This is a genomic window from Xanthomonas indica, from assembly GCF_040529045.1.
Lineage (GTDB): Bacteria > Pseudomonadota > Gammaproteobacteria > Xanthomonadales > Xanthomonadaceae > Xanthomonas_A > Xanthomonas_A indica.
In genome coordinates, this window is sequence record NZ_CP131914.1 from 78,571 (window position 1) to 99,363 (window position 20,793).

At 66.4% G+C, this 20,793-nt stretch carries 17 protein-coding genes and 1 other RNA gene; 11 read left to right on the forward strand and 7 right to left on the reverse strand.

The features are described from left to right. Positions 1-9 precede the first annotated feature (9 nt). From Q7W82_RS00345 to Q7W82_RS00360, 4 genes are all read left to right on the forward strand, one after another. A complete protein-coding gene (locus tag Q7W82_RS00345; protein ID WP_242161212.1) occupies positions 10-4,521 on the forward strand; it encodes an RHS repeat-associated core domain-containing protein in 4,512 nt (1,503 codons plus the stop codon). A gap of 8 nt (positions 4,522-4,529) precedes the next feature. Then, entirely contained in the window at positions 4,530-4,745 is a 216-nt protein-coding gene (locus Q7W82_RS00350; protein ID WP_242161211.1) for a hypothetical protein, read from the forward strand. 4 nt (positions 4,746-4,749) lie between these two features. Further along, positions 4,750-5,133, forward strand: coding sequence for a hypothetical protein (locus Q7W82_RS00355; RefSeq protein ID WP_242161210.1), 384 nt, complete (start codon positions 4,750-4,752; stop codon positions 5,131-5,133). A 615-nt stretch (positions 5,134-5,748) separates the two neighbouring features. Then, positions 5,749-5,949 (forward strand): hypothetical protein, encoded by a 201-nt coding sequence (locus Q7W82_RS00360; RefSeq protein ID WP_242161209.1) that lies wholly within the window; start codon positions 5,749-5,751, stop codon positions 5,947-5,949. A gap of 455 nt (positions 5,950-6,404) precedes the next feature. Here the strand turns inward: Q7W82_RS00360 and Q7W82_RS00365 are convergent, their stop codons facing one another. From Q7W82_RS00365 to Q7W82_RS00375, 3 genes are all read right to left on the reverse strand, one after another. Then, the gene (locus Q7W82_RS00365; protein WP_242161208.1) at positions 6,405-7,244 is read right to left on the reverse strand and encodes an NrdJb; all 840 of its coding nucleotides are present in this window, start codon (positions 7,242-7,244) and stop codon (positions 6,405-6,407) included. 87 nt (positions 7,245-7,331) lie between these two features. Next, the gene (locus Q7W82_RS00370; protein ID WP_242084785.1) at positions 7,332-8,036 is read right to left on the reverse strand and encodes a hypothetical protein; all 705 of its coding nucleotides are present in this window, start codon (positions 8,034-8,036) and stop codon (positions 7,332-7,334) included. 190 nt (positions 8,037-8,226) lie between these two features. Continuing rightward, on the reverse strand, positions 8,227-10,380 hold the full coding sequence (locus Q7W82_RS00375; protein WP_242161207.1) for an adenosylcobalamin-dependent ribonucleoside-diphosphate reductase: 2,154 nt from the start codon (positions 10,378-10,380) through the stop codon (positions 8,227-8,229). Between the two features lie 492 nt (positions 10,381-10,872). On the opposite strand from Q7W82_RS00375, the gene Q7W82_RS00380 reads away from it, so the two are divergent. Then, positions 10,873-12,309, forward strand: a complete 1,437-nt coding sequence (locus Q7W82_RS00380) for a Do family serine endopeptidase (protein WP_160945666.1) — start codon at positions 10,873-10,875, stop codon at positions 12,307-12,309. Positions 12,310-12,319: 10 nt separating this feature from the next. Here Q7W82_RS00380 and Q7W82_RS00385 read toward each other — a convergent pair whose 3' ends face one another. Then, a complete protein-coding gene (locus tag Q7W82_RS00385; RefSeq protein WP_160945667.1) occupies positions 12,320-12,547 on the reverse strand; it encodes a hypothetical protein in 228 nt (75 codons plus the stop codon). Between the two features lie 25 nt (positions 12,548-12,572). Beyond that, positions 12,573-12,647: non-coding RNA, sX9 sRNA (locus tag Q7W82_RS00390), on the reverse strand. 216 nt (positions 12,648-12,863) lie between these two features. Here Q7W82_RS00390 and Q7W82_RS00395 point away from each other — a divergent pair. The 6 genes from Q7W82_RS00395 to Q7W82_RS00420 all read left to right on the forward strand — a co-directional run bounded on the left by Q7W82_RS00395 (position 12,864) and on the right by Q7W82_RS00420 (position 17,813). Continuing rightward, positions 12,864-13,235 carry a hypothetical protein gene (locus Q7W82_RS00395; RefSeq protein ID WP_019801903.1) on the forward strand — a complete coding sequence of 124 codons (372 nt, stop codon included), beginning with the start codon at positions 12,864-12,866 and terminating at the stop codon, positions 13,233-13,235. A gap of 7 nt (positions 13,236-13,242) precedes the next feature. Beyond that, a complete protein-coding gene (locus Q7W82_RS00400) occupies positions 13,243-13,719 on the forward strand; it encodes a phage holin family protein (protein ID WP_242161206.1) in 477 nt (158 codons plus the stop codon). Further along, positions 13,716-14,198, forward strand: a complete 483-nt coding sequence (locus Q7W82_RS00405; protein ID WP_242161205.1) for a hypothetical protein — start codon at positions 13,716-13,718, stop codon at positions 14,196-14,198. Before Q7W82_RS00400 ends, Q7W82_RS00405 begins: the two co-directional genes overlap by 4 nt. Before the next feature lie 270 nt (positions 14,199-14,468). Continuing rightward, positions 14,469-15,581, forward strand: coding sequence for an AI-2E family transporter (locus tag Q7W82_RS00410; protein WP_242084778.1), 1,113 nt, complete (start codon positions 14,469-14,471; stop codon positions 15,579-15,581). 98 nt (positions 15,582-15,679) lie between these two features. Then, a complete protein-coding gene (locus Q7W82_RS00415) occupies positions 15,680-16,393 on the forward strand; it encodes an HAD family hydrolase (protein WP_160945671.1) in 714 nt (237 codons plus the stop codon). Between the two features lie 49 nt (positions 16,394-16,442). Continuing rightward, positions 16,443-17,813 (forward strand): leucyl aminopeptidase family protein, encoded by a 1,371-nt coding sequence (locus Q7W82_RS00420; protein ID WP_242161204.1) that lies wholly within the window; start codon positions 16,443-16,445, stop codon positions 17,811-17,813. A gap of 486 nt (positions 17,814-18,299) precedes the next feature. On the opposite strand, the gene Q7W82_RS00425 is transcribed toward Q7W82_RS00420, so the two are convergent. Continuing rightward, positions 18,300-19,661: a VOC family protein gene (locus Q7W82_RS00425; RefSeq protein WP_242161203.1), complete on the reverse strand. Its 1,362-nt coding sequence runs from the start codon at positions 19,659-19,661 to the stop codon at positions 18,300-18,302. Between the two features lie 393 nt (positions 19,662-20,054). Next, entirely contained in the window at positions 20,055-20,645 is a 591-nt protein-coding gene (locus tag Q7W82_RS00430; RefSeq protein WP_242161202.1) for a hypothetical protein, read from the reverse strand. Positions 20,646-20,793: the final 148 nt, after the last annotated feature.

Here is a 20,793-nt window from a genome sequence, read left to right on the forward strand (position 1 = left end):
ACTCAATCGATGCTCAAGGACGAAGCTATGCCGAACCCCCACGTTCGTGCCGCCCGCCGTTTCGGCGGTGCCTGCCTGTTGCTGCTTACCGGCGCGCTGGCGGCCTTCCCCAGTGTGGCGGTCACCCCGAAGCGGCAGTATGGGCCGCCGTATGTCGGGGATTCCAGCAATGGGTCGCAATCGTTTGCCACCGTGAACGAGGCGGTGCAGTTCGTCATCGATGGCGCCATGCGGGTGTGCCAATCCAATGGCTGCGAAAAACCGCCCGTCTTTACCGTGTCCTACAACGACGGCTTCTCGGCCGCGAGCGTGTATTCCAACGGGCATTGGTGGGGCGATGTCTACGCCAACGACAAGATTGTGGGCGAAGGCCAGCCGGTCAAGAACACGGGTAGTTGCAACACCGGGTGCACCGGCGGGCTGGGCCAGGCCGGCGACAACACCGGCCCGCATGGCAGCAGCGGCAACGCAGCGCTGAAGCAGGGTGGGGTGCATCGGGGAACTGCCTTCGAAGGCGACCCGATCAACACGTCCACCGGCAACATGTTCCGCCAGGACACCGACTACGACTCGCCGACCTGGCTGACCCTGCGCCGTTTCTACAACAGCAAGACCTTCGTGACCGCGGTGACGCTGGGCAAGCAGTGGCGCCACTCCTTCGAGCGTCGACTGGATCTGATGCTGTCGGGCGTCGCCAATGGCGGCAGCTTTATCGATGTCCAACGGCCTGACGGTGTGGTGGAACGGTTTCGTCCCAGCAACGGCGCGTGGGCGCCGGATCCGGACATCGCCGATACCTTGACCGAGCGCCGCGACAGCGCCGGCGTGTTGCTCGGCTACTCCCTGGCGGTCGCGGCGACCCAGCAGACCGAGCTCTACGACACCGCCGGCCTGCTGCGCTCGGTGTTCGATCGCATGGGGCAGACGGTGCTAACCCTGGACTACAGCGACCTGCCGCCAGTCGCCGGCACCAAGCCGCCGCCGAACCTGCTGCAGCGGGTCACCGATGCTGGTGGCAGGTCCCTGAGCTTCGCCTACGACAGCAACAACCGCTTGGCCACCGTCACCTTGCCCGACGGCGGCGCGCTGACCTACGGCTACGACAGCATCGGCAACCTGACCTCCGTGCAGTATCCGGACGGCAAGACGCGCCAATACGTCTACAACGAGGCCTCGCTCACCTCCAACAAGAGTCAGCCGACGGCGCTGACCGGCGTCATCGACGAGAAAGGCGTGCGCTTCGAAACCACGCGCTATGCCAGCAGTGGCGATGCGATTGCGTCGAGCTTCGCCGGCAATGTCGATGCCATCTCGGTCGAGTATTCGGCCTCCACCTCCAACTGGGCCACCCCGGCTGCAGTCACCTCGCCGCTGGGATTCAGGACCTTTTTGACCTACACGGACACCGGCTACGGCTCGCTCAAGCCGACCGGCGCCAGCGTCCCGTGCGGTGAACAATGCAATCAGCCCTGGAAGGCGCTGACCTACGACGACAACGGGTATCCGGCGTCGAGGACCGACTTCAAAGGCACGGTCACCAAGACCACCTACACGGCCAGCGGCCTGTTGACCCAGCAGATCGATGCGTCAGGGACTGCGCAGCAGCGAACGATGAACATCACCTGGAACACCGGCCTGCGCGTGCCGCTGACGCGCACGGTGCTCGATGCGGCCGGCGCCACGGCCGCCAAGACGATGTGGGCTTACAACGCCCGCGGTCAGCAGACGGCACGTTGCGAGGTTGATCCGGCCGTATCCACCACCATGAGCTACAACTGCGGTAGCACTGCCAGCGCCCCGACTGGGGTTCGTCAGTGGCTGACCAGCTACTGCGACACCGTGGACGGCACGCAGTGCCCGCAAATCGGCCTGGTGCTGAGCCAGGACGGCCCGCGCACCGATGTGGCGGACACCATCACCTATCGCTACTACCTGACCACCGACGAATCCGGCTGCACCACTATCGGCGGCGCCTGCCACCGCGCGGGGGATCTGTATCAGGTCATCGATGCGCTGGGCCGGGCCACCACCTATGTGGCCTACGACCGAAATGGGCGCCCGACGCGCACCCAGGATGCCAACGGCCTGATCCGGGACCTGACCTACACGCCGCGCGGCTGGGCGGACTCGAGCACGCTTCGCGCGAACGCGGATGGCACGCCGTCCGACCAGGACCAGACGACGGTCGTGGCCTACGATGAAGTAGGGAATGTCAAAAAGGTGACCGACCCCGACGGCACGTTCGTCACCTACAGTTACGACGCTGCGCATCGCTTGACCGACGTGACCGATGGCGCCGGCAACACCATCCATTACACGCTGGATGCGTCGGGCAACCGGGCCAAGGAAGACATCAAGGACGCGTCGGGCACCCTCACGCACACGCTGTCGCGGATCTACAACCGAATTGGCCAGTTGGCGACGCAAGCCACGGCCGAAGCCGATCCGACCGACTTCAGCTACGACGACAACGGCAACGTGCAACTGGTCACCGACGCGCTCAAGCACAAGACCCAGGCCGACTACGATCCGCTCAACCGGGTCAAGCAGACCACGCAAGACGTGGGCGGCATCGCCGCCAAGACCCAGTTCGACTACGACGCGCTGGACCGCATCGCCAAGGTCACCGATCCCAAGGGCCTGGCGACGGTCTACCAATACAACGGCCTGGGCGACCTGCTGAAGCTGACCAGCCCCGACACGGGCGTAACCAGCTATACCTACAACAGCGCCGGCGACCCAGTCACGCAGACCGATGCGCGCGGCACCAAGACCAACTACATCTACGATGCGCTGGGGCGCCTGACCAAGACCACCTATGCCGACAAGGCGCTGATCGCCACCTACACCTACGATGCCAGCCAGAACGTGTGCGCGGCTGGGGAAACCTTCGCGCTGGGCCGCTTGAGCAGGCTGCAGGACGGCAGCGGCACGACCCAATATTGCTATGACCGGTTCGGGCGCGTGGTACGCAAGGTGCAGACCACCAACGGCAAGGCGTTCGCGCTGCGCTACGCCTACACCAAGGGCGATCGCCTCAGCCGGGTTACCTATCCGGACGGCGCGGTGGTGGATTACGTACGCAACGCGCTGGGGCAGGCGACGGAAGTGGGCGTCACGCCCGCGGGCGGCTTGCGCCAAAAACTGCTGAGCGGCGCGACCTATTACCCGTTTGGCCCCAGCGCTGGCTGGGCCTATGGCAACGGCCGGCCGTTGCAGCGCGTGCTGGACAAGAACTACCGCCCGCTAGCGATACAGGACGGTCGTAAGGATGGCCTCAACGTCGGCTTTGGCTTCGACCCGGCGGGCAACCTCACTGCGCTGACCGCGCCGGGCAATACCGCACCCGTGGTGAAGTTGGGCTATGACAACCTGAATCGGCTGACCGCCTTCAAGGACGGGCCGACCGGCACGGTCATCGACGGCTACAGCTACGACGCCACCGGCAATCGCCTCAGCGCCCAGGTCAACGGCAGCAGCCAGACCTATAGCTACCCGACCGACAGCCACCGCCTGGCGAGTGTGGCCGGCGCCGCGCGCAGCTACGACGCGATGGGCAACACCACGGCCATCGATGGCACGGCCCGCACCTTCGTCTACGACGCGACGGGGCGCATGAGCCAAGCCACGCGCAGCGGCACGTTGGCGATGGAGTATCGCTACAACGACCGGGGCGAGCAGGTGCGCCGGTTCCTCGGCACCACCAACACCTACACCGTCTACGACGAAGCCGGCCACTGGATGGGCGACTACGACACCAACGGCAAGGCCCTCCAGCAGGCGATCTGGCTCGATGACCTACCGGTGGGCGTGCTGGCGGGGACCGCGCTGAACTACGTGCAGCCGGACCATCTGGGCACGCCACGTGCAGTGATCGACCCGGCGCGCGACGTTGCCATCTGGACCTGGGACATCAAGGGCGAGGCCTTCGGCAACACGCCACCGAATCAGGACCCGGACAACGACGGCGCGGCGTTCGTGTTCAACCTGCGCTTCCCGGGACAGTTCTACGACAGCGCCACGGGACTCAATCAGAACTACTTTAGAGATTATGATTTCCAAATTGGCCGCTATGTGGAGAGTGATCCGCTTGGACTACTAGGTGGAAATTCGACTTTTGCTTACGCCGGCTCCAATTCCTTATCTCAAATTGATATGTTTGGCTTGGCTAAAACCCTTCCCACTACGAAAGTTCCAGGCGGAACCCCTACAACGGTAAGAATTGACGCTCCCCACGTGGACGGCCAACAGCGGCATGCACATGTCTGTGAGCGCGGATGCAGGGAGATTGTTGTGAACGAAGATGGCTCTGGCAGTCATGGCACAGATCCACGAGAGTTGAAGAATAGAGTCCGCGCCTTTCTGAGAGGTTATGGATTCAATGTCAGCGTTTGCGGTGGCGCCACTTTTCTCGCAAAGGGAGTGGCGCGAGATAGATGTATGAAAGGTGATTTTTCGATGTGCGAAATATTTAAGTCATTGGGCGGCGAAGTGATTGAAGATCCAACTATTAAAATTTAGGACCAAACATGAAACTATACGGAAAGAGTGAACTGGAAGCACTGCCACTCTCGCTTGCTGAGGTTACGCTGCAAGTTTCTAAAGCTGAACTAAGAGAGGTAATAAATTTTCTTGAAAAATGTGATTCAGAGATGAAATCAAATGATCAATGGGAACACGCACATCTTCAGGATTTTTTGAAATCGTCTAAGCTGGCTGTTGACATTGTTGTATATAAAGGATGAATACTTGAATTTGTCCTCTGACAATCTGGCTGGCTGGGTTTTAGAAATTTCAATGGCGACTGCGACCGTTGCAATTTTGCTTGGTGGAGCTGGCTGCTCGATCAGCGAGAAGACTGTATATGGAAACTTGCAGGCGCTTGATCTCCAGTATGCACAAGACAAAAGTGATCTACTCGTCGCCAAGGTTGGGGATGAAAGCGCTGTTCGCTTCCGCGCGGAGGGAGGGCGTGTTTGGTGGGCGCTGAATCAGTTAAATAAAGACCAAGCGATTTACTCTTTCCCAGCGAATTCATTGACCCCAGACTGCAGCGCGATTGATAAGCTGAAAAAGATCGTTCAACTAGATGACCATTTTGAGGAAAAAGCTTTTTTGGCCTGTAGGAAGTGAAGGCCGTGAAGGAAATTCTAAGTTTGTACGGGACTTTTTCGATATTGAGGCGCTTACTCAAGTGGTCGAAGAATGGGTTTCTCAGGGCACCGTTCTCCCATTACCCAAGCAACTCGCCTACCTTAAAAACTCTCGAGATCCAAATAACGACGTTACCGCCTTCGCGTTCAATCTAATATTCCGGGCCGGCGTCACCATAGCGCTACCGACTCACTTATAAAGGCCCGAGACTATCCCTTCTTCAAAAGCGCGTGCAATGGCATGAATAAATGCGGATGTATGATTTTTATTAGCATGTGCATAGCCATCTTCAATTTGTAAGCGAGGCAGTCAAATTTTTATTATGTATCCAAAGTCTTCCATGATGGCACCTACATTCCGAATGCTTATAAGGAATCCGATGTCATTCACCGCTATGGCGAAGGCAGCAAAACGGTCGATAGTTCCGACCTGATTCGAAGAACTTATCGAGATACATTTACAGGAATGGAGGTAGTAATCACATCTAATCCTGACGTCGCGTCGCACTTTAGGACGATCGATGAGATTCGCATCTCATCAGGCAATACGGATAAAACCGCGCCTCGAACTATAGAAAGTCTGGAAGGACTAAAATTGAAAGGCGTGGCCATCGGCGAATCCACCTCCAAGGCAATCAAAGCGGCTCAAGATTATGGCGCGGTGGATACAACGAAAGAGAAAATCAGGGGGCACGAATTCGAACGCGTTTGCGCATTCTCCGAAGGCGGTTCAAACATCTGTTTTTTCTTGAAAGGCGATGAAGTGACCGCAATGTCGGTTGGATTGGGACCATGAGCACCGCTTTAAGATCATCGTCATGATTCGCGCGCCACCCATATGAACGCAAATACAGCATTTTGGCCCTTCGGACTGACGGCCCAGTTAAATGGACCGCAATGTCGAAAATTTCGATTTTAGGTTTTTTTGGCTCTTTTGATTTCCTGCAGCAGAAGCGATCATAAGATCGAGGCGCCCCCTGTTTCAGGCGACGAAAGCTGCAGGACTTTTGATGTTGATTCCACTCGTGCAAAGGCAGAGAGCGGCGAGCTTTCGGCGATCAGGGGGATGCGCGACTATTGCCTTGATTGCGTCTTGCACGACAATGGACCAGAGGCTTTGCGCTGGGGCAATTGGCTGCTGAGAAGGGCAGCAGCCAGGACAAGGAACTCTACGAGAGCCTCAAGATGACGTTTATCCCGAAGAAGTAGTTCGGGCTACAGGAACTAGCCGCCCCCCCCCAATCCCAGCACTCACCCACACTTCGAATACCCACAATTCAAACACGTCGCACACCCGTCCATGATGACGAGCGCCTTGGTATTGCACTTGTGGCACATCGTGGCCGACGGCGGGAAGCTCGCGCCGTCGCCGGTGACGGCGATGTCCTCTTCGTGGTCGGCGGTGGAGTCGGCGGAAACCGTCCCCTCATCCGCCCTGCGGGCAGCTTCTCCCGCAGGAGAAGCAACCGTCTTGCTCACTTCACTGTTTTTTTTTGAGCGTTCTTCGTACTGCTTGCGCTTCTCGGCGATCAACGCGCGCTGGTGGTCGCTCATCTCCGGGTCGTGCAGCAGGCCGATCGACTTCATGTGCTCTTCGACGATGCTGCCCAGTTCGGCGACCAGCGAGGGCATGTACACGCCGCCGGCCTTGAAGTAGCCGCCCTTGGGGTCGAACACGGCCTTCATTTCGTCGACCAGGAAGGTGACGTCGCCGCCCTTGCGGAACACGGCGGACATGATGCGGGTCAGCGCCACGATCCACTGGAAGTGTTCCATGGACTTGGAGTTGACGAAGATCTCGAACGGGCGGCGCAGTTCGTGCTCGGTGCCGGCGTTGAGCACGATGTCGTTGAGGGTCACGTACATGGCGTGTTCCACCAACGGCGACTTGATCTTGTAGGTGCTGCCGATCAACACGTCCGGGCGCTCGATGCGCTCGTGCATGTGGATGATGTTGTCGGCCGGCGCTTCGGCCTCGGCGGTGGCACGGTCGATCGACGAGGCGGGCACCGCGGCGGCGGCGTCGCGCGCCTTGTCCTCGGGGGTGACGACGGCGTAGCCCTTGATTTTCTGGTCGATCTTGATGGCCATGAGGCGTGCGTTCCTGGAATGCGGATCGGGACGGGCGTGGGCCCGGCCTCTCTCCCGCGTGCGGGAGAGAGGGTGCGACGGGACGGCTTACTTCTTGGCGCGGGTGGCCGCGGCCTTCTTGCCGGCGGCCTTGCGCACGGCGGTCTTCTTCACCGCGGCGCTCTTCTTGGCGACCTTGGCGGTGCTCTTCTTGACCGCCTTGGCGGCCTTGCCCACGGCCTTCTTGGCCACGGCCTTGCGCGCGCCCACGCTCTTCTTCACCGCGCTCTTCTTGGCGACCACCGACTTCTTGGTCACGGCCTTCTTGGCGGCGACCTTCTTGACCGCCTTCTTCGGCGCGGCCTTCTTCGCGGTCACTTTCTTGGCCGGGGCCTTCTTGGCGACGGCCTTCTTCGCGACCGTCTTCTTGGCGGCGGCCTTCTTCGCAGGCGCCTTCTTCGCAGCCGCCTTCTTGGCGGTCTTCTTGCCGCCCTTGCTCAGCGAGGCCGCTTCGGCCTGGGCGCTGGCCTTGGCCGCTTCCAGCTTCTTGCGCGCGCTGGCGACGGTCTTCTTGACGGCCTTGCCGGCCTTCTCGGCGCGCTTGGCGACGGCCTTCTCGGCCTGCTTCACCACCTTGCGGGTCTTGGCGACCTGGTCCTGCACGCGCTTCTGCACGTTCTCGGCGGTCTGCTTGACGCTGGCGACGGCCTCGCTGGCGGTGGCGGCGATGGTCTCGCCCACGTTGGTGGCGGTTTCTTTCACGTTCTCGGCGACCTGCGTCAGCGTCGCCGTGACTCCATTCCCAGTGCTCATAAAACCCTCCTCAGGGTGTCAGTGTTTATGTAACGCGGGCGATGCTATACCGATTGCAGCGAAGCGGGGAGCCGGAAACGGCGACAGGCGGCGGACGGTGGGGAAGCGTTGAGGAAGCGCGGCGCGCCGCGCTCCCGGGCTCCCGCCGCCGCCCTCCCCTCCGCCGGCGCGGAGAGGAGACGGGACGGCATCAGAACTTGCCGTAATACCCTTCTTTCAGCGCATCGAACAGGTTGGCGGCGGTATGCATCTCGCCGTCGTATTCGATCTGCTCGTTGCCCTTGACCTCGACCACGCTGCCGTCTTCCAGCTCGAAGCGGTAGGTGGTGTTCTCCAGGTCCGCCTCCTTGACCAGCACGCCCTGGAAGGCGGCCGGGTTGAAGCGGAACGTGGTGCAGCCCTTCAGCCCCTGCTGGTGGGCGTAGCGGTAGATGTCCTTGAACTGCTCGTAGGGATAGTCGGTGGGGACGTTGGCGGTCTTGGAGATGGAGCTGTCCACCCACTTCTGCGCGGCGGCCTGCACGTCCACGTGTTCCTTGGGGTGGATGTCGTCGGCGGCGATGAAGTAGTCCGGCAGGCGCGCGGCGGCGTCCTCGGCGAACGGCATCGCCTTGGCGTTGACCAGGTGGCGATAGGCCAGCAGTTCGAAGGAGAACACGTCCACCTTCTCCTTGCTCTTCTTGCCTTCGCGGATCACGTTGCGGCTGTAGTGATGGGCGAAGCTCGGCTCGATGCCGTTGGAGGCGTTGTTGGCCAGGCTCAGCGAAATGGTGCCGGTGGGGGCGATGGAGCTGTGGTGGGTGAAACGCGCGCCCACCTCGGCCAGTTCCTCGACCAGCGCCGGCGCCACCTCGGCGATGCGCTGCATGTAGCGGCTGTACTTGGCGTGCAGCAGCCGGCCCTCGATGCGCTCACCGACGCGCCAGCCGTCGCGGACCATCTCCGGGCGCTGCCGCAGCATCGCCGCGGTGACCTCAAAGGTCTCCTGCATGATCGGCGCCGGACCCTTTTCCTTGGCCAGCGACAGCGCGGTCTCCCAGCCGGCCACGGCCATCTCGCGGGCGATGGCCTCGGTGAACTCGCAGGACTCGGCGCTGCCGTACTTCATCCGCAGCATGGTCATGGTCGACCCCAGGCCGAGGAAGCCCATGCCGTGGCGGCGCTTGCGCATGATCTCGTCGCGCTGCTGCTGCAGCGGCAGGCCGTTGACCTCGACCACGTTGTCGAGCATGCGAGTGAACACCCGCACCACTTCCTTGTATTCCTCCCAGTCGAAGCGGGCGCGCTCGGTGAACGGGTCGCGCACGAAGGTGGTGAGGTTGATCGAGCCGAGCAGGCAGGCGCCGTAGGGCGGCAGCGGCTGCTCGCCGCAAGGATTGGTCGCGCGGATGTTCTCGCACCACCAGTTGTTGTTCATTTCGTTGACGCGGTCGATCAGGATGAAGCCCGGCTCGGCGTAGTCGTAGGTGGAGACCATGATCATGTCCCACAGGTGGCGGGCGCGGATGTGCCCGTACACCTTGCACGCGACCAGGCCGTCGTCGCGCACGATGTAGTCCTGGTGCGTGGGCCAGTCGCGCCACACCACGGCGCTGGCGTCGGCCAGGTCGATGTCGGCCTCTTCCTTGCGGTTGACCGGGAACACCAGCGGCCAGTCGGCGTCCTGCTCCACCGCCTGCATGAAGCCGTCGGTGATCAGCAGCGACAGGTTGAACTGGCGCAGGCGCCCGTCCTCGCGCTTGGCGCGGATGAAGTCCTTCACGTCCGGATGGGACACGTCGAAGGTGCCCATCTGCGCGCCGCGGCGGCCCCCGGCCGAGGACACGGTGAAGCACATCTTGTCGAAGATATCCATGAACGACATCGGCCCGGAGGTGTAGGCGCCGGCGCCGGCCACGAACGCGCCGCGCGGGCGCAGCGTGCTGAACTCGTAGCCGATGCCGCAGCCGGCCTTGAGGGTCAGCCCGGCCTCGTGGACCTTCTCCAGGATGCCGTCCATCGAGTCGGTGATGGTGCCCGACACGGTGCAGTTGATCGTGCTGGTGGCCGGCTTGTGTTCCTGCGCGCCGGCATTGGAGGTGATGCGCCCGGCCGGGATCGCGCCACGGCGCAGCGCCCAGGCGAAACGCTCGAACCAGTAGGCGCGCAACTCGTCGGTGGATTCGGCATCGGCCAGCGCCCGCGCCACGCGCAGGTAGGTGCCATCGATGTCGGCATCCAGCGGCTCGCCCTGCTTGGTCTTGAGCCGATACTTCTTGTCCCAGATGTCCTGCGACGCCGGCTGCATCGGGATGGGGTCGTGCTTGGATCCGGTCTGGACGACTTCCAGGCGCACCGTACTCATTCTGCTGTGTTCTCCTCGAACCTGTCCCGATGGGGCGGATGGGTGGTCACCCGCCGTGTGTCTTGTCTATATCGCACTTGCGCTGCACGGCAGAGACGGCCGCGGCAGCGCACGCGGCGCCCGCCCTCGACCGTTCGACATTCCCCGAATCCGCGACGTTTCCTGTCACCGTCCCGTCATGCACCGCCGAGCGCGCCCCTGGATGTGAAGCCCTGGTGAAGAAAACCCTACGTCTAGTGCCATCCCGATGCGCTACCGCTACATGTTGTGGCTGCGGCACGCGTGAACGCTAACCCCGGGCAGGCCGACTGTCAACGGCGCCGCACGCCCATTGCACGCCATCGAGACGCAGCGCGCACGGGGCGCGTACACGGCCTTGTGCAAGCGGCATCGGCGCGCTTTCACTGGCGGTTAAACGGCGCGCGTTCATCTTGATTTACGCGCACGCGCGCCCATCTGCCCCACGTCTCCCGCGTCCCCGGAAAACCACCCATGCGACCGCTGCCTACGCTGCTGACCCTGACCGCCGCCGCTGCCTTCGGCGGTTTCGCCGCCACCGCGATCAACGCGCAACTGGACAACCGCGCCGAGGCCGCGCCGGTGGCGGCGGCACCGCCGCTGTCCGGGGCCGCGCGGCTGCCCTCCTCGGTGGCCGGCGAGCCGCTGCCGTCGCTGGCGCCGATGCTGCAGAAGGTGATGCCGGCGGTGGTGAGCATCAACACCAAGCAGGTGGTGCGGGTACGCAATCCGTTCTTCAACGACCCGATCCTGCGCCGCCTGTTCCCGGACATCCCGCAGGAGCGCATCAACGAGTCGCTGGGCTCGGGCGTGATCATCGATGCCAAGAACGGCTACGTGCTCACCAACCACCACGTGGTGGAGAACGCCGACGACGTGCAGGTGACCCTGGCCGACGGGCGCAGCTTCAAGGCCGAGTTCATGGGCTCGGACGCGGACACCGACATCGCGCTGATCCGCATCAAGGCCGACAACCTTACCGAGATCCGCCTGGGCGACAGCGACAAGCTGCGCGTGGGCGATTTCGTCGCCGCCATCGGCAACCCGTTCGGCTTCACCCAGACGGTCACCTCCGGCATCGTCTCGGCGATGGGCCGCAACGGCATCCGCGGCCTGGGCTACCAGAACTTCATCCAGACCGACGCCTCGATCAACCCGGGCAACTCCGGCGGCGCGCTGGTGGATCTGCGCGGCGAACTGGTCGGCATCAACACCGCCAGCTTCAATCCGCAGGGCAGCATGGCCGGCAACATCGGCCTGGGCCTGGCGATCCCGTCGAACCTGGCGCGCGCGGTGGTCGACCAGTTGATCAAGAACAACGGGGTGATGATCCGCGGCACCTTCGGCATCGAGACGCAGAACCTGACCACGCAGATGGCGCAGGGCCTGGGCCTGTCGGCGCCGCGCGGCGCGCTGGTGACGCGGGTGCTGGCCGGGTCGTCGGCCGCGGCCGCCGGGCTGCAGCCGGGCGACGTGGTCGTCGGCGCCAACGGCGAGCGGCTGGACAGCGCCGAGGCGTTGCACAACTACGAGGGCCTGCAGCCGGTGGGCAGCACGGTGACCCTGGACGTGCGCCGCGACGGCAAGCCGCTGCAGCTCAAGGTCGCGCTCAAGGAACAGCCGCGCGCGGTCAGCGGCGAATCGCTGGACCCGCGGCTGAGCGGCGCCACCTTCACCGACCTGCCCGAATCGCTGCGCCAGTCCGGCATCTCCGGCGTGCTGATCGGCAACGTGGCGCGCGGCAGCCGCGCGGCGCGCAACGGCCTGGCCGGCGGCGACATCGTGGTGGCCGCCTCGGTCGGCGAGTTCGCCGACCTGGCCAGCTACCGCGCCAACTTCGCACGCAAGCCGGCGCAGCTGGTGCTGCGTGTGGTGCGCGGCGGCGCGCAGGCCGACCTGGTCATGCAGTGAGCCGGCGCCCTCAGTCCAGCCGCGCGGCGTAGTCGTCGCGCACGTGCTGGTTGAGATAGGTGGTCAGGCCGCGCCCGGCCGCGGCCAGGCGCTGCATCTCCAGCACGTGGAGCAGGCCGGGATGATGGCGGTCGTAGCGGTAGGTGGCGCCATCGGCGAAGCGCAGCACGATCCAGTCCGGACCGCTGTCGTAGGCGACCACCCCGGCATGGCCGCTCCGGTTGCCGTATGCGTGCATGACAGGTCCTCCAGGGCTTCAGGGTGGCTGACACCACGTCGCGAGCCGCCGCCAGGTGGGTGCGGACGGCGCGGAGGGCCGCCTTGTACGCGTGCTACATGCCGGTTCCGCGCACGTGCACGCCCGCGGTGGCTGCGCCGTCGTTTCGTTGGCCGCTCTTGGCTGTTCGCCGGCGAGCGCCGACACTATGGCGCATCACCTGCGGCGACGAGCTAACACCCCGTACACCCCGCCGATGGTATTGGTGTCGCCCCCGTTCTGCGCAGCGTCCGCATCGGCGGACGGCAGGCCCCCAAACCCCAGAGGAGACATGCCCATGAATGCCAGCCCGACCAATACCGAGAACCTCAAGGACAACCTGAGCGAAGCCGGCGCGCACCTGAAGTCCGCGGCCAGCTACGCCGGCGAGGCGATCAAGGGCGCTGCCGGTGCCGCCGGCGAAGAACTGAAGCTGGGCAAGGCCAACGTCAAGGCCGAGCTGTCCGATAGCGCCCTGTCCGGCTTGGCCGCGGCCGAGTTCGGTGGCGCGGCGGCGAAGGAGCAGGTGGACGTGCTGCTGGACAAGGGCCGCGACCTGATCGACAGCGCTGCCGAACTGATCCGTGAGCGTCCGCTGGCCTCGTTCGGCGTGGCCTTCGCCACCGGCTGGATCATCGCCAAGCTGGCGCGCAGCGGCGGCGACAAGTAAGCCGCACGTGAGCGAGGAGCAGGCCCGCGCCGACGGTGCCGCGGCGGACGCCGCGGCCGCACCGTCGCTGGAGGAATCCTTCCGCGCGCTCGGCACCGCCGGCCGCGAAGGACTCACCGCCACCCTGGACACCGGCCGCGCGCTGCGCAAGCTGGTGGCCGCGGATCTGGCCCTGGCTCGCGCCGCGTTGGCGCGGGCCCTGGTGTGGCTGACCGTGTCGGTGGCGTTCGGCGCCTCGGCCTGGATGCTGTTGATGGGCGCGATGATCGCCTTGCTGCAGCGCATGGGCTGGTCGTGGCTGGCCTCGATCTCGGCGACGGCCGCCTTCAGCCTGGTGGTCACCGCACTCGGTGCCTGGCAGGCGTTGCGCTACTTCGACATGAGCAAGCTCGACGCCACCCGCCGCCAGCTGGCCAAGCTCGGCATCGGCGGCGATGACGAAGACAACGACGAAGACGTCGCCAAGCGCGAGGCCACGCCATGACCCTGCGGCAATTGCAGCACCGCATCGCCCGCGCCGAATCGGTGCTGGAAGGACGCCAGGAGCAGGTGCGCACGCACTGGACGACCCTGCAGCAGGTCTGGCGCGAAGGCTGGACGCCGTGGCGGATCGTGATCGTTGGCCTCGGCACCGGCTTCCTGGTCGGGCGCGCCGAACCGGCGGCCGTGGTCGGCAAGCTCGGCGGCGCACGCTGGCTGCAGATGCTCAGCGCGGTCTCCAGCCTGATCAACGCCACCACCGCCAAGAGCGCCTCGGACAACGCCGAGCGCGCCTCCGACGATGCCGAGGAGGCGGCGGATACCGCGCAGGATGCGGCGGTGGATGCCGCCACCCAGACACCGCCGCCCGCCACACCGGTTCCCCCCTCCCCTGCTCGTCCGCAGGCGGTGCGGCCGCCGACGGCCTCGCGGCCCGGGCACCCCGCCGCCGCGGAAGCGGCCACCGATCTGTCCGAGCGCTAGGGCGCCAAGCCAGGCACATCGAGCCCCGGTGTCGGGTGTAGGCGCGGCTCAGCCGCGACGGGCGCCCGCGCAAAAGGCTGTCGCGGCTGAAGCCGCTCCTACGACGGACGCTGCAGCCGGTGTGATCAATGGGCGCCACGCCACGCGCACGCGGCGGCCACGCGGTCTTGATACCGCCCCGGCCACGATCGGCCTACACTTCGCTTCCTTTTCGACGCCGTCCGGAGCGTGCACTGCTGCGCGCGCCGCGGCCCCCGTCTCGCAGGTCCGATGAGTACAGTTTCCGATTCCGCGGCCGTCGCCGACGACGCGCCGCACGACGCCCTGCCCCCGCCGCCCGCACCGCGCCCGCGTGGCCCGGTCTCGCTGGTGGTGCTGGCGACGCTGGCGGTCTGCTACACGTTGTGGGCGGCACAGGACGTGATCCTGCCGATCCTGCTCTCGGCCTTCTTCGCCCTGATCGGCAACCCGATCCTGCGCGTGCTGCAACGGCTGTACCTGCCGCGCTTCCTGGCCGCGCTGCTGGTGCTGCTGTCCGGCATGGCGGTAGCGACGACCCTGACCGTGCAGTTGGCCGGCCCCGCCGCCGAATGGGCGCAGCAGGCGCCGGCGCAGCTGCGCCACCTCGCCACCCAGGTGCGCGACCTGACCAAGCCGATGCAGCAGGCCAACCAGGCCGCGGAGAACTTCGCCCGCGCTGCCGGCGGCGAGAGCGGGCGCCGCGTGCAGGTGATCCGCACGCAGATGGACGATCCGTACAAGGCGCTGGTGCGGACACCGCGGTTGGCCGCCTCGGTACTGGCGGTGGTCCTGCTGACGTTCTTCTTCATGGTGTTCGGCGAGAACCTGCAGCGCCATGCGATCGCCTTGCTGCCCAACCGCCAGCAACAGAAGTTCACCACCGAGATCCTGCGCTCGATCGAACGCGAGGTCTCGCGCTACGTCCTGACCATCACCGTGATCAACACGCTGGTCGGCCTGATCTTCGCCGGCATCCTGATCCTGCTGAAGATCCCGCCGCAGGAAGCGTTGCTGTGGGGCACGGTGGTGGCGCTGCTGAATTTCGCGCCGTACGTGGGGCCGCTGATCGGCGCGGTGCTGATGCTGCTGATGGGGTTCGTCGCCTTCCGCGATCCGCTGAGCGCGGCGCTGCCGGCGATCCTGTACCTGGCCCTGCACACGCTCGAGGGCCAGGTGGTGACGCCGATCGTGCTCGGCCGGCGCATGGCGATCTCGCCGCTGATGCTGATCCTGGCGCTGATGCTGTTCGGCTGGCTGTGGGGCATGATCGGCCTGCTGCTGGCGGTGCCGCTGCTGGTGTGCATCAAGATGGTGCTGGCGCGGGTGGAGGGCATGCAGCGCTGGGCACGGCTGCTGGAGTGAGGCGGGGATTCGGGAGTCGGAAGCGCCACGGCGTGCTGTCTACCGGATGCGGCCCGCGGCGGCGGCGGCGCTTGGCGTAAAATGCGCCGGTGACTTCCATGCCCTCCTTCCCCGTCCGCGCGATCACGCTGGATCTGGACGACACGCTGTGGCCGTTCGCGCCGATCGGCGCGCGCATCGAGCAGGTGCTGCACGACTGGCTGCTGCAGCACAGCCCGGCCACGGCCGCGCGCTTCCCGGTCGCGGCGATGCGGCAGCTGCGCGAAGACGTGTTCGCCGCGCATCCGCACCTGCATCACGACCTCAGCGAACTGCGCCGCTTGACGCTGCGCCGCGCGCTGCACGAGAGCGGCGCCGACGCCGCCCTGCTGGAACCGGCCTATGCGGTGTTCCATGCCGCGCGCAACCAGGTGGAGTGCTATCCGGACAGCATCGCCGCGCTGGAGCGCATCGCCGCGCGCGTGCCGGTGGTGGCGTTGAGCAACGGCAACGCCGACTTGGCCACGATCGGCCTGGACCAGCATTTCGCCTTCCAGCTCAGTGCCCGCGAGCACGGCGCGGCCAAGCCGGACCCGGGCATCTTCCGCGCCGCCTGCGCACGCCTGGGCCTGCCCTGCGCGCAGGTGCTGCACGTAGGCGACCACATCGAGATCGACGTGGTCGGCGCGATGCAGGCCGGGCTGCGCGGCTGCTGGATCAACCGCGATGCGCAGGCCTGGCATCCGCCGACGCCACCCGACCTGCATTTCGACACCCTCACCGGCCTGGCCGACTGGCTGGACGCGACCCAGCCGGCCGTCGCGCGCGCATGACCCGCGCGCGCTGGCCCGCCGGCCACCTCCCTCTTCCAAGGATCCGCTGATGTCCCTGCCGACCGGCTTCACCGACGCCTCGTCCCACGCGCTGCCGCTGTACGTGCTGGACCGCGACCACCTGGCCGAATGGCGCGCGGCGCAAGCGCCGGCCTGGGCGGCGTGGATGGACGCCCAGCAATTCGTGGCCGCACCGGGCAGCGTGCTGCTGCTGCCGGGCGCCGACGGCGTGGCCGCCGCGGTGCTGGGCGTCGGCGATCGCGGCGATGCGTATGCCTATGCGCATGCGCCGTACGCGCTGCCGGCCGGCAGCACCTGGCGGGTGGAGACGGCGCTGGACGCCGACACGCTGGCGGCGCTGCACCTGGGCTGGGGCCTGGGCAGCTACCGCTTCGCCCGCTACAAGCAACCGGCGCGGCTGCCGGCGCAGTTGCTGGCCACACCGCAGGCGGAAGTGCGCGACCTGATCGCCGCCAGCCTGCGCGTGCGCGACTGGGTCAACACGCCCACCGAGCACATGGGGCCGGAGCAACTGGAAGACGCCGCGCGCGCGATCGCGCAAGAACACGGCGCGCAGTTCGAGAGCATCGTCGGCGACGCGCTGCTGGCGCAGAACTTCCCGGCGATCCACGCGGTCGGCCGCGCCTCGCACCGCGCGCCGCGGCTGCTGGTGCTGCGCTGGGGCGAGGAGGCGCATCCGCACGTGGCGCTGGTCGGCAAGGGCGTGTGCTTCGACACCGGCGGCCTGGACCTGAAGCCGGCCGACGGCATGCGCAACATGAAGAAGGACATGGGCGGCGCCGCGCACGCCCTGGCGCTGGCCGGGCTGGTGATGGCGCAGCGCCTGCCGCTGCGGCTGACCGTGCTGCTGCCGGCGGTGGAGAATGCGGTCGGCCCGGACGCGTTCCGCCCCGGCGAGGTCATCGCCACCCGCCAGGGCACCAGCGTGGAGATCGACAACACCGACGCCGAAGGCCGCCTGGTGCTGTGCGATGCGCTGGCCTATGCCGGCGAGCAGCGCCCGGACGCGATCCTGGATTTCGCCACCCTGACCGGTGCGGCGCGCATCGCCCTGGGCCCGGACCTGCCGGCACTGTTCAGTAACGACGACACGCTGGCGCAGGCCTGGATCGCCGCCGGCGAGCGTACCCGCGACCCGGTCTGGCGCATGCCGCTGTGGCGCCCTTACCTGCGCTACCTGACCAGTTCGGTCGCCGACCTGGCCAACGCCGGCTCGCGGATGGCCGGCGCGGTCACCGCCGCCCTGTACCTGGAGCGTTTCGTGCCGGCGCGGCAGGCCTGGGCGCACCTGGACGTGTATGCCTGGAACGACAGCGACCGCCCCGGCCGCCCCGCCGGCGGCGAAGCGCTGGCGCTGCGTTCGGCGTATGCGATGCTCAAGGCGCGCTACGCGGGGTGAACCGCGGTCGATCTGCCTGCGCGCCCCAGATCGCGCAGGCAGGCGCAGGGCTGGTGTCGAGCGGCATCGGGCGGTGCAGCGCCTCGCGCGTATTCCTTGTAAGCCACTGCGGCCGCGACGCGCGGGGGTGTGAGCATTGCTGTCTTCGGACACCGTCGGGACTGAAGTCCCTCCCACAATGCAGCACCATGCCCATCGTGCACTCGTAGGAGCGACTTCAGCCGCGACGCGGCGGTGTGAGCAGCGTTGTTGTCTTCGGAAGCCGCCGGGCCTGAAGTCCCTCCCACAATGCAGCACCATGCCGACCGCGCCCTTGTAGGAGCGGCTTCAGCCGCGACGCGCCGGGGTGTGAGCATTGCTGTCTTCGGACGCCCTCGGGCCTAAAGTCCCCTCACGCAGCACCGCCACATCGGTCGTGTGCGTGAGGGGACACGGCGAAGGGAAACCGCTGTTGCGATTCCCCAATCCCCATTCCCAATCCCCGCTTCAACCCGCCAGCGCCTGCAGCGAATCGCGTTCGATGCCGGCGTAGATCGCGAATTCGTCGTGCACCGTCGCGCCCAGCGCCTGCTCGAACGCGGCGCGGTTGGCGTGCGCGGCGTAGGCGCGCTGTTCGCCGCCGCCGAGGTTGGACTGGAAGATGCCCGCGGCGCTGACCGGCAGGAAATCCTCGTAGACGATCGGATCGGCGCTGGCTAGGCCGTCGGCGATCAAGGCTTCGGCCGGCTTGCCGGCCAGGGCGGCGGCGCCGGCAGCGCGACCGGCGTCGGTCAGCGCGTAGCGGAAGTAGCCCAGTCCCTCGCGGCGCAGGGTGGCGTAGTCGTCGGGGAAATCGGCGAACGCGGCCTGCAGGCGCGTGGCGTAGTCGGCACCGGCGCTGCCCTCGGCCGCGCGCGCGCGCTCCAGCAGCGCGTCGTACAGCGCGCGGCCCTTCGGCGTCAGGGCCAGCCCGCGCTGTTCGATCTCGCCGAACCGCGCGGTGTGGGTGCCGGCCTCGGCGCTGTCCGCGCCCGCAGGGAAACGCACGGTTTCCTCCAGCGCCTTGAAGCTGGTCTGGCGCAGCAGGATCGGGCAGGCGCGGCGCGGCGGGCCTTCGATCACCGCCTTGGCATCGATGCCCCGGCGCAGCATTTCCGCCTGCGCCGCGTCGATGTCCAGGGTGCGCGGGGTCAGGTGGTTGATGTGCGGGCCGTGGAAGCTGACCACGTCGGCGATCAGCTTGTGCGCCTCGCTCAGCGCGCGGTAGGTCGGCAGGCTCACGGTAGCGTCGCTGTGCCAGCGGAAGGTCTCCAGCGCCTCGGCGACGAACCGCTGCGCATCGGCCTCGATCAGGCCGCCGTCGCGTTCGCAGTGCGCGATCAACGCAAGCGCGCCATCGGTGAAGATGCGCCGCTTGGCGAGGATCTGCGCCGCTTGTTCGCGCAGCGCCGGGTCCTCGATCAGCTCCAGCCGCAGCAGCGAGGTGAACACGCGGAACGGATTGCGCGCCAGCGCCGCGGCATCCAGCGGGCGGAACGCGGTGGAGTGCACCGGCACGCCGGCCACCGACAGGTCGTAATAGCCCACCGGCGCCATGCCCATCACCGCAAACAGGCGGCGCAGGGTGGCCAGTTCCTCGGCGGTACCGACGCGGATCGCGCCATGCCGCTCCTGGTCCAGCCGCGCGCGTTCGTCGTTGCGCTGCAGCTGCGCCTCCAACGCCGGGTCCGCGGCCAGGGTCTGCGCATTGACTTGCGCCACCAGCTCCATCAGCGTGCCGTACAGCGGCACCTCGGTGCGGTACATGTCGGACATGGCCTGCGCGAACAGGCTGCGGATAGCGTCGGGCGAAACGAAGGCGTTGGTCATCGGGCGGTCCGGAGCGGCAGTGGCGCCGGCGGCAGGACCGGCAGAACGCCTATTCTCGCGCCGCGGCGGCGGCGCGGCCAGTGTGGGGGGGGTGCGCGGCGCGTATCGGTGCGGCACGGAAGTGGCCTGCACCGCTGTCTCCTTCTCCCGCCGGGAGAAGGTGCCCCGCAGGGGCGGGTGAGGGTCCGGGCGCAGCCTCGTGCACCCAAACTGCATGAGGCGCTGCGCGCCCCGACCCTCACCCCAACCCCTCTCCCGGGGGGAGAGGGGCTAGGGATGCGCTGACGTTGATGCATAACGGTGCCTGCATGCCGTGCAGGACAACGGGACGTTCGCGCAACGACATGGGCGAACGTACAGGCGGCCGCTCTGTGTCGTTGTGCTCCCCCGCGCTTATTGCGTGCGCGTGGATCCGTCCTGCGGCTGCGCCTCGGCGCGGTCGCGGGCGGCGCGGTCGCCCAATTGCCGACGCAACAGTGCGTCCAGCACGATCGGGCGATCCCAGTGATCGTAGCTGGCGACGATGGCATGGCGCAGGGTGCGATAGGCCAGCGAACCGGGCGGCGCGTCCATGTCGCTCGCCACCGCCGCCCAGCCGGCGGGGACACCGGCGGCCGTGCGTGCGCGCACCACCTCGCGGTAGGGGCGCCCCGCCGCCTTGGCCAGGAACGCCGCGACATAGACATCGCGCGGCGGCCAGCGCCGATCGCGCAGCAGGACCTCGGCATAGCCGCGCGGCATCTGCGCGTAGCGCGCGATCTCGTCGAGAAAGCTGTCGGGGTAGCGCGCGGCGTAGCGGTCGATGTCGAGCAACTGACGGTCGATCCAGGCATCGTCGGTACCGGGCACCTCGACCGGTGCCGTCTCCCCGCTGTCAGAGGCAGGGGCGCGCGCGGGCGCCGCCGCCCCCTGCGCCATGGCCGGGCCGGCAGTCAGCAGGGCGGCGCACAGGAACAGACCGGCAGGAGACGGACGCAGAGGCATGCGTCGATTCTGCCGGAGGCAGTGAGCGCTGTCAGCGCGGCAAGCTAGCAGGTATGCACGCCGTGGCCTCGGCGGTGTCGCGGCTGAAGCCGCTCCTACACGACAAGGCCAGCGGCCGGTGATGCCAACGCCGCTGGGCAAGGGATCC

Excerpts from the sequence above, each read along its gene's own strand:
- Q7W82_RS00345 (WP_242161212.1), top strand. The coding sequence starts at position 10 with ATGCTCAAGGACGAAGCTATGCCGAACCCCCACGTTCGTGCCGCCCGC.
- Q7W82_RS00350 (WP_242161211.1), top strand. The coding sequence starts at position 4,530 with ATGAAACTATACGGAAAGAGTGAACTGGAAGCACTGCCACTCTCGCTT.
- Q7W82_RS00365 (WP_242161208.1), bottom strand. The coding sequence starts at position 7,244 with ATGGCCATCAAGATCGACCAGAAAATCAAGGGCTACGCCGTCGTCACC.
- Q7W82_RS00370 (WP_242084785.1), bottom strand. The coding sequence starts at position 8,036 with ATGAGCACTGGGAATGGAGTCACGGCGACGCTGACGCAGGTCGCCGAG.
- Q7W82_RS00375 (WP_242161207.1), bottom strand. The coding sequence starts at position 10,380 with ATGAGTACGGTGCGCCTGGAAGTCGTCCAGACCGGATCCAAGCACGAC.
- Q7W82_RS00380 (WP_160945666.1), top strand. The coding sequence starts at position 10,873 with ATGCGACCGCTGCCTACGCTGCTGACCCTGACCGCCGCCGCTGCCTTC.
- Q7W82_RS00385 (WP_160945667.1), bottom strand. The coding sequence starts at position 12,547 with ATGCACGCATACGGCAACCGGAGCGGCCATGCCGGGGTGGTCGCCTAC.
- Q7W82_RS00395 (WP_019801903.1), top strand. The coding sequence starts at position 12,864 with ATGAATGCCAGCCCGACCAATACCGAGAACCTCAAGGACAACCTGAGC.
- Q7W82_RS00405 (WP_242161205.1), top strand. The coding sequence starts at position 13,716 with ATGACCCTGCGGCAATTGCAGCACCGCATCGCCCGCGCCGAATCGGTG.
- Q7W82_RS00410 (WP_242084778.1), top strand. The coding sequence starts at position 14,469 with ATGAGTACAGTTTCCGATTCCGCGGCCGTCGCCGACGACGCGCCGCAC.
- Q7W82_RS00415 (WP_160945671.1), top strand. The coding sequence starts at position 15,680 with ATGCCCTCCTTCCCCGTCCGCGCGATCACGCTGGATCTGGACGACACG.
- Q7W82_RS00420 (WP_242161204.1), top strand. The coding sequence starts at position 16,443 with ATGTCCCTGCCGACCGGCTTCACCGACGCCTCGTCCCACGCGCTGCCG.
- Q7W82_RS00425 (WP_242161203.1), bottom strand. The coding sequence starts at position 19,661 with ATGACCAACGCCTTCGTTTCGCCCGACGCTATCCGCAGCCTGTTCGCG.
- Q7W82_RS00430 (WP_242161202.1), bottom strand. The coding sequence starts at position 20,645 with ATGCCTCTGCGTCCGTCTCCTGCCGGTCTGTTCCTGTGCGCCGCCCTG.